This is a genomic window from Nostoc sp. ChiSLP03a (assembly GCF_034531215.2).
GTDB lineage: Bacteria > Cyanobacteriota > Cyanobacteriia > Cyanobacteriales > Nostocaceae > Nostoc.
On sequence record NZ_JAVRBQ020000034.1, the window covers coordinates 1 to 17973 of the forward strand.

Annotated in this window: 12 protein-coding genes and 1 pseudogene; 5 read left to right on the forward strand and 8 right to left on the reverse strand. The window is 38.7% G+C overall.

All coding sequences use genetic code 11. From position 1 onward, the window contains the following. Together RMY32_RS04955 and RMY32_RS04960 are read left to right on the forward strand one after the other, a co-directional pair. A pseudogene (locus tag RMY32_RS04955) lies at positions 1 to 119 on the forward strand (IS630 family transposase); the annotation flags it as partial. A 279-nt stretch (positions 120 to 398) separates the two neighbouring features. Then, positions 399 to 2546: a hypothetical protein gene (locus tag RMY32_RS04960; RefSeq protein WP_322715253.1), complete on the forward strand. Its 2148-nt coding sequence runs from the start codon at positions 399 to 401 to the stop codon at positions 2544 to 2546. Positions 2547 to 2778: 232 nt separating this feature from the next. On the opposite strand, the gene RMY32_RS04965 is transcribed toward RMY32_RS04960, so the two are convergent. From RMY32_RS04965 to RMY32_RS04985, 5 genes are all read right to left on the reverse strand, one after another. Beyond that, on the reverse strand, positions 2779 to 3576 hold the full coding sequence (locus RMY32_RS04965; RefSeq protein WP_322715254.1) for a Uma2 family endonuclease: 798 nt from the start codon (positions 3574 to 3576) through the stop codon (positions 2779 to 2781). Positions 3577 to 3782: 206 nt separating this feature from the next. After that, positions 3783 to 5996 carry an alpha-glucan family phosphorylase gene (glgP, locus tag RMY32_RS04970; protein ID WP_322715255.1) on the reverse strand — a complete coding sequence of 738 codons (2214 nt, stop codon included), beginning with the start codon at positions 5994 to 5996 and terminating at the stop codon, positions 3783 to 3785. A gap of 797 nt (positions 5997 to 6793) precedes the next feature. After that, positions 6794 to 7339: a hypothetical protein gene (locus RMY32_RS04975; RefSeq protein ID WP_322715256.1), complete on the reverse strand. Its 546-nt coding sequence runs from the start codon at positions 7337 to 7339 to the stop codon at positions 6794 to 6796. Positions 7340 to 7423: 84 nt separating this feature from the next. After that, positions 7424 to 11407 carry a trypsin-like peptidase domain-containing protein gene (locus RMY32_RS04980; protein WP_322715258.1) on the reverse strand — a complete coding sequence of 1328 codons (3984 nt, stop codon included), beginning with the start codon at positions 11405 to 11407 and terminating at the stop codon, positions 7424 to 7426. A gap of 209 nt (positions 11408 to 11616) precedes the next feature. Next, complete coding sequence (locus RMY32_RS04985; protein ID WP_322715260.1) at positions 11617 to 11952, reverse strand: CU044_2847 family protein; 336 nt, start codon at positions 11950 to 11952, stop codon at positions 11617 to 11619. A 310-nt stretch (positions 11953 to 12262) separates the two neighbouring features. On the opposite strand from RMY32_RS04985, the gene RMY32_RS04990 reads away from it, so the two are divergent. Further along, positions 12263 to 12478 carry a hypothetical protein gene (locus RMY32_RS04990; protein WP_322715262.1) on the forward strand — a complete coding sequence of 72 codons (216 nt, stop codon included), beginning with the start codon at positions 12263 to 12265 and terminating at the stop codon, positions 12476 to 12478. Positions 12479 to 12659: 181 nt separating this feature from the next. Here RMY32_RS04990 and RMY32_RS04995 read toward each other — a convergent pair whose 3' ends face one another. Continuing rightward, positions 12660 to 15110, reverse strand: coding sequence for a hypothetical protein (locus tag RMY32_RS04995; RefSeq protein ID WP_322715263.1), 2451 nt, complete (start codon positions 15108 to 15110; stop codon positions 12660 to 12662). A gap of 84 nt (positions 15111 to 15194) precedes the next feature. On the opposite strand from RMY32_RS04995, the gene RMY32_RS05000 reads away from it, so the two are divergent. Next, positions 15195 to 15479, forward strand: a complete 285-nt coding sequence (locus RMY32_RS05000) for an ABC transporter substrate-binding protein (RefSeq protein WP_322715264.1) — start codon at positions 15195 to 15197, stop codon at positions 15477 to 15479. Positions 15480 to 15847: 368 nt separating this feature from the next. Here the strand turns inward: RMY32_RS05000 and RMY32_RS05005 are convergent, their stop codons facing one another. Continuing rightward, positions 15848 to 16585: an SDR family oxidoreductase gene (locus RMY32_RS05005; RefSeq protein ID WP_322715265.1), complete on the reverse strand. Its 738-nt coding sequence runs from the start codon at positions 16583 to 16585 to the stop codon at positions 15848 to 15850. Between the two features lie 25 nt (positions 16586 to 16610). On the opposite strand from RMY32_RS05005, the gene RMY32_RS05010 reads away from it, so the two are divergent. Continuing rightward, complete coding sequence (locus tag RMY32_RS05010; protein ID WP_322715266.1) at positions 16611 to 16745, forward strand: hypothetical protein; 135 nt, start codon at positions 16611 to 16613, stop codon at positions 16743 to 16745. A gap of 61 nt (positions 16746 to 16806) precedes the next feature. On the opposite strand, the gene RMY32_RS05015 is transcribed toward RMY32_RS05010, so the two are convergent. Continuing rightward, positions 16807 to 17472 carry a phosphoribosyltransferase gene (locus RMY32_RS05015; protein ID WP_322715267.1) on the reverse strand — a complete coding sequence of 222 codons (666 nt, stop codon included), beginning with the start codon at positions 17470 to 17472 and terminating at the stop codon, positions 16807 to 16809. Positions 17473 to 17973 lie beyond the last annotated feature (501 nt).

Sequence of the window (17973 nt, forward strand, 5' to 3'; positions counted from 1 at the left end):
CCGAGCTTAACAAAATTGAGCGATGTTGGTCATGGTTAAAAAGCCGAATTCGTAAGCAAATAATTCAATTTGGCTGTCTGAGAGATGCGATGGAAGCTGTGCTTCACACAGCGGCTTAACCGCCTTGGCGGTTGCTATATAACTTCATAATCACTTTTGCGGAATTTTGATATCTTCTTGTGTATCAAACTTTATTGGCTTATATCTTGCTTTTAGAGCGAATCCACAAGCGTCTTCATTCTCACCGGAATGAGCAAAGGTGGAGCGTCTCCGGCTCCACTCCTAAATTGTGACTCCTGAATTATTCTTCAATCTTCATTTATCTGAAAGCTGAGTGCAAGATATAAGCCAATATGAACAAAAACAATTAAATTCTTGTAGATTTACAGAGATTTGTTATGAACAAAAAACAACAGGTTTTTAACGGCATTGTCTTGTGGTTGGGACTAGCATTCTTGAGTTTAATGCTACAAAATTTCTACAGTGTATTGCAATATATTTTCTTTTTGCGAGTACCTATAATTATTGGTTTATTGCTATTATTATTGCCAACAATTTCAGTGAATTCTGGTTTCTCAGCAATTTTAAAAAACTTATTTGTACTTCGCGCTAATAATCAATTGGTTTTAGTTATTGGAGGTGCAGTTTTAGCAGGACTGGCTACGATACAAGTTTTCGATATCATCTTGTATAATTCCCATTTTCGTTTTGATGTACCTCAACAGCAAATAATTCCAGTATTTCTCCAATATTTAATCGCTATTATCTTAAGTCTTCCAATTGGCATCAAGGCGACTCAGCTTTCTAAAAAAGAAATACAAGAAGCAGATCGTAGCTGGGAAGGTTGGGGAATTATATTTGGCATGATTGCAGGAGCTTTATTACTAATAACCAATTACTTTAACAAGTACTTTTTTGAACACAATCAATTTTTAAAACAGGCTTTATTAAAAATAATTTCTTTTTTACCAGAAAGAATACAAAGGGGTTATGTAGATGTAAATGGGAATTTATCTTACGGAATTGCTGCAATAACAGTATTTTCACTTTTTCTATTAATGGTTTATGGTTTAGGTTATTTTATCTTGAAACCTCGCCCAATTAGTAATAGATTTGAAGCTCCTGCTCTTTTTTATATAACTCTCATTTTGTCAGTTATTGTAGTGTGGATAGGAGGGATTTCTTACTTTGTTGACGTGTCTCGCATTCCCACATTGCTATTATTTTTAGCAATTTCATCTGTTTCTTATGCTATTTTTCAGGTAGATCATTTTTACAAAACATACTCAAAAAACAACTGGCTAAAACCAACAAAAGAAAAGTGGATTAATGTTATCTCTCAACGTCTGAAAAATCAACAAACTGAAGATAAAACTTTAGTAGTAGTTTGTGCTAGTGGTGGAGGTATTCAAGCATCTGGATGGACAGCTAAAGTTTTGACTGGTTTACAGCAAGAACTTGGATCTAAATTTACCAAAGCTATTGGTTGGATAAGCTCAGTTTCGGGTGGTTCTGTCGGTACAATGTTTTATTTGGATAGATTTGGAGATCGGGGTTATCCAGAAGAAAATCAATTAAAACAGATTTTTAAAAGCGCTACACAAGACAGTTTGGATGCTACAGGCTGGGGATTTGCTTATCCAGATTTACTTCGTTTTATTGGTTTACCTTTTGTCTTACCAAAAGAGAAAGAGAAAGATACTACAACTGAACAAGACCGTGGTACTGCTATCGAAATAGATTGGAAAGGAGAAATGAAAAATCCTAATGCAAGTTTAGGTAGCTGGAGTGACAAAATTGACCAAGGAATTATTCCTATTCCTATTTTTAATGCAACTTTAGTTGAAGATGGACGGCGTTTTTTAATTAGTCCAATGACTTTTAGTCCGCATCAGGATTGCAAATCTATAGATTTTAATACCCTTTATCCAGAATATGATATTGATGTGACGACAGCCGCTAGATTGTCTGCCACTTTTCCTTATGTATCTCCTGTGTGCCGTCCTAGTCAAGATACTAGATGGAATTATCATATAGGTGATGGTGGTTACTTCGACAACTTTGGTATTGGTACTACCATAGATTTACTGAATCAACTATTAGAATCTGAGCAATCTTCCCAAATTAAAAAAGTTGTTTTAATCCAAATAAATGCTTTTCCTGATGATGAGAGTCCCCAAAAAGAAAAAGGCGCTCCGGGATGGCAGATGGAAGTTATTGGTTCATTGCTCGCTTTATTAAATGTTCGTAGTGATACACAGAACGAAGGAAATACATTAAATATAGAACTTTTGACAGACAAGTATAAATGCGGCTACAAGCATGATGAGCCGGAAAAAGTGCAGCAATTTTTAAAAGATAAATCTTGCCAAAAAGGAATAGAAATTATGCATATTCCCATTAAATTCCCTCGTGGTAAAATTAATCCTCCACTTTCTTGGCAGTTAACTCAAGAACAAAAAGAAGCTATTCAAAATGCATGGGAAGATTGGAAAATCAGCAACTTTGATATTATTTCTCAACTAAAAAAAATATTTCCAGAGTGATGAGTATTAATTCCTAAAATGATTTAGGATTTCTGTAATAATCCTATTCGATTTATCAGCCGCAGATTTTCAAATTTTTAAAGAAGTCAGGGATCTTGTTTCTCAGTCATGATTCAGCATTGATATAGCAAACTAGTTTTGCAAAATCGGATGATTAGACTTTTTGCATGAATAAAAAACCCTCACTCTAAATCCCTCTCCCGAACTTGGGAGAGGGACTTTAAAATTGTCTCTACTCAAACGGGGGTAAGTTATTCGGGTCAATACCTTGAGATTGTAAGTAAGCAATCAGTCGTTCTTTTTGCTGACGTTCTTGTTCGGCGCGTTGGCGTTCTTGTTCGGCGCGTTGACGTTCTTGTTCGGCGCGTTGACGTTCTTGTTCAATCTGTTCTACAGCCCACGGTAATAAATTACCATCTCGATCCCACCAGCGCAACCAATAACCAGTGCGACCTTCTTTTGTTCCTTGCCAAGTTCCTAAAAATAAGCCCATTACATCAATCCAATGACGACCATTTTCGTCAGGTTGCTTTAACTCATAGCGCTTATTTTCCAGTTGATAATATTCTAATAAACCGCCATAAGGTTCAAAAATTATGTAGATGGGAATCTGCAAAATTTGCTCGTAGAAAAACCATTTTCCTGGTGGATAAGTTCGCTTGACTGAATATTCTCCACCTTCAGTATCGGATAAAAATTCAATAGCGATCGCCGGAATATCTCCTTCTAAATTGGGTGTATAACTTTTGCGGTTAGCCACCACTTGATTAACCGACGGCACATAAACCCAGTCTGGTGCTTTGGCAATAAATTGCTCGTTGACTGTCGCACAAAGACCAAAGTTTGAAGCTATCAACATCTGGGGTTGGATGAATCCACTGATTTCTAGGCTTTCACGCAAAGCACCAGCTAAAAGTGGCTGACTGGTATTCTCCACTGGTTCATCCTCTAGTTGAAAATCTTTGGGCAAGGCTTCCCAAGAGATTACCAGTTCTGTTGGTGATTTGGCTTGGCTGAGTTGGGTTGCCATAAACACAGCATGAATTTATTCTCGATCTTATCGCAAGAGACTGGGGACTGGTGACTGGGGATTGGGTGAAAAGTCTTGTTGTGTCTAAGTTTTATCATCTGTTAATGTCCTAACCACGTTGGCTGTTGCTATATCGCAAGCGATACTAGGAGCAAAAAAAGGGGCAGAAAACCCGCCCCCTATTTAACCAGGAAAGTAAAAATGCTCTAAAGCAGTACTTTAGCTAAAATCGGTTCCACACTCTTAGAAATCTCTGGGACATACACCTGTGAAACGTAGTCGGCAATCATTCTGTCGGTGTTGAATAACGGCGCATTCGTCTTAATGGACGTTTTCATCATTTGCACCCAACGGTGAGGAATGCCTTGGGCATCTTGGTCATAGTATAGAGGAACGATTTCTTCTTCTAACAACTGATAAAGCGATCGCGAATCAATCCCATCTTGCAATTCTTGATCGCTAGTATGAGCATCTTCACCAATTGCCCAACCGTTAATTCCTTTACCATCTGGCCCTGTTTGGTAGCCTTCGCACCACCAGCCATCCAAAACGCTGCAATTAAGACCGCCGTTGAAGCAGACTTTTTGTCCACTCGTACCAGACGCTTCCAAAGGACGACGGGGATTATTTAACCAAACATCCACGCCTTGCACCAATTTTTGACCAGTGTAAATGTCGTAATCTTCAATAAAGGCAACTCGGTTGATAATCCCGGAATTGTGACACCACTCCATTAAGCGTTGGATAATTCGCTTACCTTCTTCATCGGCTGGGTGGGCTTTACCTGCAAAGATAATTTGTACTGGACGTTGAGCATTACCAAAAATCTTCAGTGCGCGTTGGGCATCGCGCAAAATCAGATCCCCGCGTTTATAAGGGCTGAAGCGTCTGGCAAATCCAATGGTCAAGACATTGGGATCTAGTAATTTTTCTGTTGCTTGAATGAGTTGATGATTTTCGCCACGCAACTCCCGTGATTTCTTTACCTTATAACGGGTGAAGGCAATCAATCTTTCTTTGAGAATGAGATGCCGCGACCACAATTCCTCATCAGGAATCTCGTCAACTTTAGCCCACATCTTGGGATCGACGGCGCGATTTTTCCAGTCTTCTCCCAAATATTCCTCATATAAGTCACCTAACAAGGGTGCAGTCCAAGTGGGTGCATGAACGCCATTGGTAATGTAACCAATTGGTACCTTATCTTCGGATCGCTGCGGATAGAGAACTGTCCACATTTTACGGGAAACTTGACCGTGTAATTCACTTACACCATTGCAAGCACGAGACATCCGTAAAGCTAAAACGGTCATGCCAAAGGGTTCCCAAGGATCGCCCAATCGCCTTGCACCCAATGACAAAAATTGTTCGCGCGAAAGTCGCAATTGCGGCCAATAGCTGGCAAAGAAAGAGTCGATTAAATCGGGCGAGAAGACATCATGACCGGCGGGAACGGGGGTATGGGTGGTAAATACGCAACTGTTCCGCACCTTGGCTTCAATGTCGTAGAAAGATTTACCAGTCCGTTCAATTTCTACCCGCGCAACTTCCAAGGTGCAGAATGCAGCGTGTCCTTCATTGAGGTGATAGACAGAAGGTTCAATACCCAAGGCGTGTAGGGCGCGAACACCGCCAATTCCCAAAACGACTTCTTGGGCGATGCGGGTTTCCAAGTTACCGCCGTATAAGTGTCCCGTCAACCAACGGTCAATGGGATCGTTATCGTGGCGATCGCTATCTAATAAATATAAGGTGACTCGCCCAACTTGCACTCGCCAGATTTGCACTTTCACAACCCGTTGGCGAACTTGTAACTCGATAGTCACCGATTCCCCTTGCTCATTTTTAATTAACTCTAGGGGCATGTGGCCGAAGGGGTTGTCAATATAATAATCTTCTTGCCAACCTTGGCGGTTCAAGCGTTGCCGAAAATAACCTTGGCGATACAACAAGCCAACACCAACCAACGGCACACCCAAATCTGATGATGATTTCAAGTGATCCCCGGCGAGAATTCCCAAGCCACCAGAGTAGACGGGTAAAGATTCATGGATGCCAAATTCGGCGCAAAAGTAAGCAATAGGATGCTCTCTAGATACTTGCGGTGCAACTCGACTAACCCAAGTATCTTGCTGGTTGATGTATTGGTCAAACTCACGCGCGAGGGCGGATATCTGCTTTAGATAAAATGGGTCTTCTGCTAATTGCGTCAGACGCTCATAAGTTGCTGACTCTAAAATTGCTACTGGATTATGCCCACAGCGTTCCCATTCTTGGGGATCGATGCTTTGGAATAGAGAGATGCGATCGCCGCTCCAACTCCACCAATAGTTATAAGCCAAATCTGCCAAACGTTTGAGCGGTGAAGGTAACTTTTCACTCAAGTGTCGTGCTGCGGTGATTGCACTGCTATTAGCCATACTAAATCTATGTCCTCGCGCTTAACTTTTTCTCTATGTATCGGGAACTGGGGAAGAAGCAAGGGAGCAGGGAGCAAGGGAGAATTTTCCCTTTTGCACCCTGCCCCGATGCCTCTTTTCCATACCCAGTCCCTTTTATTTACTCTTCAGGTTTATAACACCGGAGCCTTCACGTGCTGAATTCTCCCCTGAAGTTGGAACAGTTTCTCGACATCAAACCTTATCCAAGTAAAAAATGGTTTGTATTGTTTTCGTCTTCTAAAAATTATCTCTACTTCTGGACAGATTTAATATGTTTTTTCTATCAAATTCGTTGACATTATTTTAACTTTTCTGTTTAGTTGTTAATTTTTATTTAAATATTAGTAATAACTGGAATTTAGACTAAACAATGCAAAATAACCCAGCGTTGCGTAGTAATTCACAGGATTGAAAGTGTTACCAAGTCTTTTAAGCCCAAGAGTAGAGGAGAAAATGCTTTCAAAAAGCCGAAACTAAGAAAATTCAAGCCTTATTTTCTTAGTTTGGTGATTACAGCCTGCGTATATCAATGCTTTTGGTCGCTTTGTTGACTGTTCTTGCGAAGTCGAGGTTTATCTTCAGATAAGAAACGAATTAGGTCGAGGGGAGTATTATCTCCCCCTCGACCTAACTCAATACCAATAATGTCAAACCTCGTTTTTGCTATTCCCCCTTTTCGAGGGGATAAAAACCCCATTCTCATCAATTATTCAGGCAATGAGTGCATTTTTCCTGTGATAAAAATTGTTATCACAGCCACGCCCTTTCCAAGAGGTCTAATTATCCTTTAAATCATCAAGTTGCACATCTTGCTCAAATGAAATGCTGCTCATATCTATTCTTTTAACAGCAGCTCCTATACCTCTAATGAAACCGTAGTTTACGCTCCCTCCAATAAATGCACCTAAAAAAGGTACAGCTTTACCCGCAGTTGTTGCAGATAATCTGATGATTATTTTGTTCGCAATACTTAACATTATTGATTTTGTTAGCGTTGCACCAATTTCTACACCTAATGAAACTCCTACTATTTTCATGAATTGGGGAAAAGAAACTTTATATACTCCTTTTTTGTCGTAAATTACTGCCAATGTTACTCTAAATTGTTGAACAACGTTATTTAAAACGTCAACAGGAACACCAACAATCATGGTTGAAAATCCCCCAAAACCGCTTGCTGCACCTGTTGTGGCAGCTAATAAAGCACAATCAGAAATAAATTTATCGATACCTTTTTTATCTACACTTTCTTTTATCCCTTCCTGATTCATATTTTCAAAGACTTTTTGGAAGCTTTTTACTAGTAAAGTTTCTGTGTCCATTATAGTTAATAGTGGGTGATTTTAGTTGAGTATTTAAGTTTGAATTAATCCGATAGAATTGTGCTTTAAAAAAATATAGTAAATCTAAACATCGAATCCATATTTATTTTTTAATAAATCTCTTAGCTTTTTATTCGGTTTTTCTCCATAACAAGAACCTATAACTTTTCCATAATCTTCTAAATCAATACTCTTTTTGGAGTCTAACGCCTTTAAGAACTCCTGTTCATTTTCAGGTCTTATATGAACAAAGTAATATGCCCATTGTCCCGTCGTATCTTTAGCCTTTAATTTATGAATTAAGTGACCTCGTTTTGACATTTCTTTATCTACGTGTGTTCCTTTTTTAGGTTTTTGTGATTCAAGATTGATTTTTTGCGAACTTTGTTTACTTAAACTTGTAAAAATTCCTTTAATGTATGAAATAGGGTTCTTAGCGTCATCTTTTCCAGACGAATTTGAACTTGTTTGTTTTGCATTCGTTGAACTTCGTTGACTCAGTTGTGACAAAGCATTATTAACTGCATTACAAACCTCCTTTTTTTTATGATTTTTCATGGACTCAAGTACTTTCCTTCCTTGCGGATTTGCAACACCTGCTAATGCGTAAGCATAAGCACTGATATCTGTTTGCTCCTCTATGCCAATATCGAGTTGGTACTTAAGCGCATTTATATCACCCATGCCTATGAGTGCTAAAATACAGCGTCCGTGTAAACCATATTGATCAGAATCATCATTTTGACGATTTATCCCGTCTATGAGCGAGGAAATAACTTGAGAACCTCCAGTTAATACTAGATACACTAACGCTTCGTCACGGTATGAATTACTCAAAATATTGTTCTGAAAAATCTGTAGGAGCGGGTCTACCATTTCAGGTATAAAATGCCCCAGTCGTCCTAGAGCAATGGCAATAAGACCTTTAGCCTTTATCGATAAATGAGAAGAAATTGAATATTTCAAAATATATATATCTACCGGACGTTGAATAGATATCGCTACAGGTAATTGCATATGGGGTTTGGCTCCATCTGCCACAAGTGCCCATTCATAAATCCAATCCTCTTGGGCAAATACAGTTCTTTCAGTGATACATACACTCAAAATTAAAGCTGCCCAACCTCTAGCGAAATCATCCCGCCTCTCGGTCATAATTATTTGCCGTAAGCAGTTAAGTTCATCTTCAGTAAAAGTATAAATTTTGTAAGAATTGCTGTCCTTTGCACTAGTCAACCATCCTAGTGCCCACACAGCTGTATTTGAAACAGCATCTTTACTTGCCTCCCCTTCTATAGCAGTTGCTAATAATATATTGATGGTTTTATGCAAGAGTTCATTCGGCAGAAAATCTATTGTCGCGCTAGCATTCTGCCCCTGGGGACGATAAAATATTTCTACTAACCTAAGTGCGGCATCAACACTTTCTGTGACCGAGTGGACAGCAGTTAATTTTTCTAAAAGAGGTTCTAATATCCGAACTGAATTATCTGCATTAAGAGTTTCACTTTGTGTTGCTGTACCAAGGACACATCCAATTTTATATCGATGATTATCACGAGCCTGAATATAGCTTTGTAGCAATCGTTTTCGACATTGCTGTCCAAAACAAGATTGCATTACTGCATAAAATGCTTCATCCATCAGCGTATTTTGTTTGCTATTCAAACCATCAAAGTCATTAAGGTTTTCTATAGCCGCATCAAGCACCAAATAAACTGTTTCATCTTTGATATCCGGTTCTTCCACTAAACATTGCAGAGCAAAGCTAGCTAACGCACGGGCTTTTTTGTTTGGTGTATTGTGGGATGGCAACAGCGTCCGTAAAGCAGCATCTGTACTGAAGATATCTAAGCCGTTCTGCTTCTCACTTTTCTTATCTAAATTAGAGATACAAAAACGTACAACCTCTTGCCAATGGCCAGCAGCTACAGGTTCTGTTTCTTGCCCACTACCTATAGATTCAATCTTTCGCTCTACGATGTCCAGTTCATGTACTTTCTGACGTAGATGGCTTAAAACACCTGTGTTATCATATACTGCACGACCATGACTTATAGCTTGCGCTGCAAAATATTCTTGAAAAGATTGGTGGAAAAATTGTATAGTACGCCGTTCGTAGCCTCGATCATCAATCTGACTTGAACCTGCTACATTAAGAATACCAAGCTGGTTGATAGCAGCATTTATCCACTCATATGGTGAACGTCGTTTTAGCTCAATCTCTTCTGCTTCATGCTCACGTACTTCTATAATGGCTTGAACTATTCGCGTTTCCGTCCAATGTTGGGCACCGTCTAAACGCATACAATATGCAAGATGCTCTAAATAAGGACAAACTTCGTTCATAACAAGTGGTAATTCATTACCAACTCTTTGCCGTTCAATCATTAGTTCTATAGCACGGCGGTATACATCTACTCTTCGACGATGCAAATGCCCATCCTGTATGAGCATTTGTACAATTAAAGCCAGAAGAAGTACGTTTTCACACAACTTGGCGATTTTACGATCGTAACAAATTTGAGATTCAAGCTCGTCCAGAATCCGAGTAGAATCATGTTCTGATAATAATTTCGCCCAATCTCGAACAAACTGCTTTTTTTCATCTATACCCAATGGTGCTACGTTCAGATGCGTAAATGAATCTAAAACTGCTTGAATACTTCTAAAGCCAACTATTCTAGAAGTACAAACCACTGGGGTGTTTGGGTACATGCTGGTTTGTGCAGCTAGGAAATGAGCAAATTTTTGACGTTGTTGTGCTACTGGAATCTCATCTAAGCCATCAACTAACAGTAAAATCTCGCCTTTAAGCATTCGTTGCTCAATAAAATCCAATAGGCATTGAATTCTATTTCTGCCATAACCTAGTCGTCTCAATTGATGCTTAATCAAGTCAGTTAAACCATTATCAAGTTGAGCGTCTAAAAGATCCCGACATGCTAAAGTGACAGGAATCCAAGGTTTATCTGGTAATGTATTTTTAAATTTAGATTCCTTTTGCTTTATCAAAAATTCATTTTGTAAAGAGTCAGGCAGTTGACGCACCGCGTAATGATAGGCAAGAGAGGATAATAGTGTTGTTTTACCGCAACCAGGATCTCCAACTAAAACTAATCTTGCGCCCGATTCCAAATGATTGCTTAATCGGTAAGTTGTATCTTCACTTTCTTGGACAGTTTGATTCCGCGCGGCACGATCAAAAAGTAGGGCACTGGTAAAGCTCTCACGTATTATCCATCCTTCGTTTTCCACGTCACCTATTTTCCCATTTAAAGGATTATGGGTTAATTTTAGTGGTAAATCTATGCAAAGTAACTCAATAGGTAATAGGATAGGTTTGCCTTCGGAGTTGAGCAAAGGTAGACGCATTAAGCGGTGACGATTTGCTTCCTGTCTAAAATAATCAATTAATATATGATGTTTATCAGGTTGAATATGTTGAGGTAATAACTGTACCCAATGTTTATCTTTTTCAATAGTTTTTTTATTTATCGATCTAATTTCTGGAAAGTGGCTAAAAATTGTTGTTACCGGAATAAGTAAGCCACCTAAATTAGTTGAACGTTTCCGTGTTTCGCTGATAATACCGCAAACTTTGCCTGTTTCATTATTCAATACAGGTGAACCGCTATGACCGGGCTGAATTTGTCCGGCTTGAGCTTTAATAAGATTTAAGCCTTTATCTGTTACATCTCCTTCGCAATTTATAGTAACGGAACCTCCATCTGGAAAATCAATTGGATAGCCATAGACATATAAGCGATCAAAAGGTTTAAACTCTTCGTCGAGCAAAACACAAGGCGGCTCTTCTCCATTTAAGAATTCCACTGTTAAAATTGCCAAATCAATAGGAGATGGTAAAACTTCCTCTACTTTTGCTACTGCACCTGCTTGTCCTCGCCAAAGTATTGGAATTTCTGCTGTATTATAGCCCTGTACAACATGAGCGCAGGTGATAATTGTATTTTTGGCAACAAAAAAACCTGTCCCCCAAAATTTCGATCTACTTGGGATAAATTTAACTGTACATCTTTGAAGTAGTTCGTAAAGAGATAATGACATGGGTGTGATAATTTTTTGGGATCTTCATTGCATATTATGTCAAATCACTTTATGAATATAATGAAACCCTTGCTATGCAATCAAAGTGAATATTATTTACTAACATTTTATGATTTTGACTGTGATTTAGAGTTTTGACCTTGATTTTGAAGGTGACTTTTTATGTTTAACTAATAATTTGGCATAACAGGTGCTGAAGAACTATTTTTTTATGAATTTACTTTATTGGTTACTGGTTTGTTTTCCCACTCCAAGGTAATTTCCAAATTTGCTTTTCCCGTGCCCCGTACCACTGCGGCGACTAAACTTCCTTCTTCGATACTAATCGCTAAACCATATTTGACTGTTGCTTTAGTCGGTTTTACTTCTTGAATGGGTTTAGCAATGACCTGAGAAATTTTGGAGATTGCTTTAGCTATTGAGTCAAATGGTAGCGTTCCTGCACCGACTTTTTCTCTTCCAGTTTCGATAACTTCGACCTGGGCGATGACATCATCTCCTAGATCAACGGTAATTAGCTCGCCTTGTAAATCTTGATCAAACATTTACATTTTCCTTTACTTTAATTTTTCTTGGATACAACTTTCGTTGTAGTTGCATAGTACTAGGCATTACCGTGCCGAAACGGGAGAATAGTACGTTAAGGCTAAAAGAATGTAAGTTATTACTTTTTTACTATAATTGTGCGACAATTGCACCAATCTTTTCAGTAAAATTACACAAACTTTTCTAGAGATTTACAGGAACTTGACAAATTCATTAGACCGAAAAGTTTTGCGATCGCTAAAAAATAGTAGTGTGCGATACCGTTTTTTGGAGAATATAACAAAGCTGATTGTCCAAGCTCAGTGATAATTGGCTGACTGTTTCAGTGCGATCGCCAACTACATTCAGGTATTTGTAGGTAAAGTAGCAACAGCTGAAAATATTCTCGAAATTAGAAAAGCATTAGAAACAGCATGCACTGCTTTAGGTACATTACGGATTGGACAGTCGTCTCGGAGTTGGATAAATGAGCCATTTTTGCTGCTAATTCAGGATGGTGATCGCTTGGTTTCGTTGTTGCCTTAACAGAATTACTAGGGAGCATCCCAATTTTACCAAAAGGTATATGAGTGATACAAAAACCCTGTACAAACCACTTTCCTTGGCGCTCTTAGCGTCTTTCTCTAGGAGACGCGGCACAACGGCAGTTCGTTATTTCATTCACCAGACTTGCAATTGTATAAACTGAGGTTGCTCCTCATTTCTCCTATTCCTTGGTAGCAAACCATTGTAGTGGCAAAAATTTCATAATATTTGTGACAGTTTTTAAAGTTTTTAATTCTGGTATATCTGGTTTTAATTGTTCTGCGATCGCTAATTTTTGTTCAGCTTGTGTAGGTTGAAAATTATATAAATAAACAAAAGCTAAATAAATCCATGTGTAAGGATTTTGAGCATCATATTTAGTTAATTCTTTTAAATTTTGGATTAATTCTGGGACTTGGCGCTGTAAAAGTTGTGATAAGACTAAAATGTAACGCCAATTTAAATTATTTGGCTCTGTTTGCAGATAATAATTAGCCGCGAAATCAATTTGTTTTAAATAATCCTGAGTGGGATCGTATTGATTGAAATGACCTATCTGCACAAAGATATTATTTAATTTACCCTGTTGTAACTCTTGTGCTAGCTGTGAAGTTCGGGTAACTAAATCTAAAGCTGGCGATTTTTCTACTGTTCCTACATCTGTCACATTTACAGTAATATCTGGAATATTTAAAGATGTGGTTTTGTTGTTTCTTCTATCTAAATATAGTGCTGATAGCTGATATTTTCCTAGTGGTAGTGTTTTCGGAATAAATGTAGCTAAAGCTTCTTTCACCCGGAAAGTTCCTTCAGGATGACATTTGATCCCACAGTACAAATTACCTAAACCAATGGCATGATCGTGATACCAGGATGATTGGTCATTTTGCCATTTTAACAGTAATATTCCATTTTGCAAATCATGCCATGAACCCGTTATTTCATAGGTTACAGGATTGTTTTGCTCTAAAATTAGTTGCTGAGAAATCGCAACTTTTTCTAAACTAATTGCAGACTCGCTATTATTGATTTTTTCAACAGTTACAGGAGGATTTTTGCAGTTATATAAACGCATTTTATCTCCATGAGGTAATATCCAATCGCCCTGTAATTTCAAATCAGGAGAAGATTCGACTAAAGATTTTAATTTCTTTTTAGTCTCTCCACTTTCTCCAGGTCTATATGGTTCATTATCTCTAGTAATATACCAACAAAAATATTGTAAATCTTGCTCTATCTGAGATAATTTGGTTGTTAATTTTCTGCCAGATACGCGAAAATCTGCTAATGCTCCAAAATAATTTAAAGTATACTCATTTATCTGCGGTGTAGAAACAGGAATTACCCCTAAATTCGACCTTAAATATAAATTGGTTTCGGTGATTTTGTGTATAAGTTTGTCTAGAGGATATTCTTGAGCATCATTATTAGGCAAATGTCTACCACCCCATGTTTGAATTAGGGGTAATGGAAACAAATTGTTTAGTAAAACTATGCAACTTAATACTAAAGTGGCTAATCTCAGTCTATCAAAATATATATTTTCAACTAAATTGAATAAATCCGCCAAGATTAAACTAATTATCGGAAAGCATGGCAAAATAAATCTAATGTCTTTATTTGTGCCCAAAGAACAAATTATATAGCTACTAATTAAGGTAACTAATAACCAAATTCGAGCCGATTTATGGAGATTCGCTGAAATTGAATTATTAGTAAATTTATATTTAATCAGATAAACCAATAAAATGCCAATACTCGCACATAATATTGGTAAACCAACGCTTTCTGGGATCATTTGTGGATAGTATAGCCATCCAGCAATAGTTGTGGGAGAAGGATCGCCCTCCCTTTTTCCAACTTGGTTAGCATTTAATGCCGATGTAATAATTGTTAACCAATTTAAGCCATACCAAAAACTACAAATCAACCAAGCTATTACCAAAGATAAGCAAGCTTGAATTAGTTTGATAAATCTACGTTTTCTAATAAAACTAATTAATACCCAAATACTAGGAACTAAAATAAAAATAAAACCTGTAGGTTTAGCCAACAAAATTAAACCTATTCCAACGCCCAATAGGATAGTTAACAGCCATGAGAAAAACTTAATATAACTATCTTTCCAAATTGTCAAGACTGTAAAAGTTGCTGTAACAATTGCTGTCAAACCATAATCTAATAAATAATCTGTCCTAATAATTCCTAAAATAGGAAATAACACACAAAATATGCTGGCAGTTATGCTAATTTTTCGATTTTCAAATAAAAAATTACCTAAATGATATACTGAAAATATAATCATTGCAGTATACAATAAGTTGACCAAACTTGCTTGGTCATATCCACGACCAAACAACATCAAAAATGGGACAGTGCAAATATATACAAAAGGAGCGCGATAACTGGGAGTTAATTCCCACAGAGATAACCACCAATCTCCTGAGAAGATATTGAAGTTTTGAAAAACTTTATAATGATGTAATGCTGTAGCTAAATGTGCGCTTTGATCGAAGGCTGGAATTGAGTTATCTAAGAAAAACCAAGCTCTATCTATAGCTAATGCTATCACCCAAATTACTAATAAAATAAGATAATCTTTTCGATACTGAGAATGGTCAAAATTACTCATATTAATTTGTTCAAAACCAAAGTTTAACCAATTATATATCTGTCATGTATCGACGTTTTATTAATATCAAAATAAATATGTATAGTGAAGAATTATACCGCTCCCAAAGGTCAAGAGATTCTAGTAGCGGAAGATTCGCCGATTCAGACGCTGGCCGACCTAAAAGGTAAAAAGCTCGCTTTTGACAAAGGCTCAAGCGCTTATGATCTGCTTGTGCGATCGCAAGCAAAAGTCGGACTTGATTTTAGTGGCATTGAACTAGTTTATTTGACACAATCGAAGGCGCTGCCCCGATTTTGCCGAGGTGAAATCGATGCTTGGGTGCATTTGGGTTCCCTACACAGCTACTCATGCCCATTGCAGATTTAGAGAGCATAGGTGATAAAGTTTACTGGCGTGGCAAGGCTAAAATGTTGCAATAAATTTTCTTGTGGGGCGTGCATCTTGCCTGCCAATTAGGACGGGCTAGAAGCCCATCCCACAAGAGTTTTTCTAATGCATTACTTTAGCCTTGCCACGCCACTACAGTTTACAGACTAAGCAAAACTGGACTTATTAATCTGACACTGACAATTTATACAGCTTTGCCTAAAATAGTTACGTTTTGAAACGCAAAGCGACGCTAAAGAAAGCGCAGAGGTACACAGAGTTTTTTTTAGTGAGATTTCTATACTGACTGGCGCGTTCAAGATATCGTCTGGCTATCTGAGCCGAATGCTTGCTCTGTAAGCCTAAATTTAAAGTTCTTGACGTGTCGGACGGATGATGATTTCATTCACATCAACATCACTGGGTTGCTCTATGGCGTATGCGATCGCACGGGCAATGGCATCTGCATCAATGGCGATTTCATAAAGTTGGTTAATTCCTGCTGCTGCGTCTTTATCGGTAATCGTATTACCCAATTCAGTGGCAACGGCTCCTGGTGAGATATTAGTCGAACGGATTTCACCATTTGACTCTAGCCGCAGCCCCTCAGAAATCGCCCGCACTGCGTACTTGGTGGCACAGTAGACGGCCGCTCCCGGAAACACTTTATGTCCGGCCACTGATGATAGGTTAATGACGTGACCAGACTTTTGCTGACGCATAATCGGCAACACGGCAGCAATTCCATAAAGAACGCCCTTAATGTTGATATCGATCATCCGCTCCCACTCGTCTACCTTTACTTGGTCGAGGGCAGAAAGCGGCATCAATCCGGCATTATTGATTAGCACGTCGATCCGGCTGTATGTACTCAAAGTTTCCTTGGCTAAAGCTTCCACTTGGGCGCTATCTGCGACATCCGTTACTTGATAGGTTGCAGTTCCTCCTGATTTAGCGATCGCTCCAACCAAATCTTTTAGCCGATCTTCGCGTCGAGCAGCCAGCATCAGTTTAGCTCCACTAGCAGCAAGTCGCTTGGCAGTTGCCTCGCCTAAGCCACTGCTGGCTCCGGTGATGATTACCACTTTGTTTTCAATCAGAGACATAATTTATTCTTGGGGATTATTGAGTATGGCTCGTGAAACATCGGGTGCTGTTTCAGATGAACTCAGCATTATTCAACCATATCAACTAGTTTGTATACTCGAGCGACGTTTTTGTATCGGCAACATCACTAATCCGAACCGCTATCATCACGCCATTTGATTTCTGTCCCGTTAAAACTTCAATTCGGGAGTTGAGACTATCTCATAAACTTAATCTTTCTCTACATACCAAGAGGTATTGCTTCACCGTTCTTTGTCGCTTTTGCGAGTAAGTCGCAGACTTCTTCATCGGTCGTTTGAGGAAAGCTTTCGTACCAAAGACCAACACTTTGGAAAGGGTTGGGTCTGGAGATGCAAACGATTTCGTCAACCTCAGTTTCTAACTCTTGGCAAGTTTCAGGTGCAGCCACAGGCACAGCGATCGCAATCTGAGCAGGTTGCTGTTTTCGCACAGTTACAACAGCAGCCCACATCGTTGCACCCGTTGCTAAACCATCATCTACCAAGATGACTGTGCGTCCTTTCAAATCTCTTAACGGGCGATTTTGGCGATAAAGCCGTTCCCGCCGCTCTAACTCCCGTTCTTCTTGTAGCGCCACCTTGGCAATTACTTCATCGGATATCTTCACCAGGTTGATAATATGTTTATTGACTATCCGCACACCACCAGAAGCGATCGCTCCCATCGCTAGTTCTTCTCGATCGGGCACACCCAATTTACGTACCACTAAAACATCTAAGGGAGCATTTAAGGTTTTGGCAACTTCAAAAGCAATGGGTACACCACCCCTTGGTAGCCCTAATACCACAACATCTGGGTCATTAGCATAAGCGGTTAACTCTTGAGCCAAAACTTGACCCGCAAACCTCCGATTTTTAAATAGCATGATGTAATATTCCTAAATATTCCTAATTGGTTTCCAAAAAATTAAATAAATATTTACAGTACGTTTGTTATTGGCTATCAACTTCAAAAAATGTAGCAATTGAGCAAATTCCAAACTTGTTGTTATAGTTCAGATGTTCTAAATCGATCTTAGAAAGCTAAATATTCCCTGTCCTCCACTAACGGAGCGACATCTTCAATGTACAGTTCTATCAAACGGATGAGTTAGCTTTAATGCAACAAGATTTCTGCATCTTGTGTTGAGACTATTTTACTACTCCCGACTCAATATCCCTCCCCAAATGGCTGATTGAAAAGACCCTGTGACGCGGTTAACTCTTGCTGTAGGGGGTTTACTGCTGTTGATAACTGGTGTTAGCGTGAAGCAAAGTTATAGGGCGATCGCAAAAGAAGGGTGACATAGAAAACCTAATGTTTAAGTAGGGGTGCATTTGAAAACTGTTATAACTTTTGCCACTTGCTAACATTTACTGTTAGACTT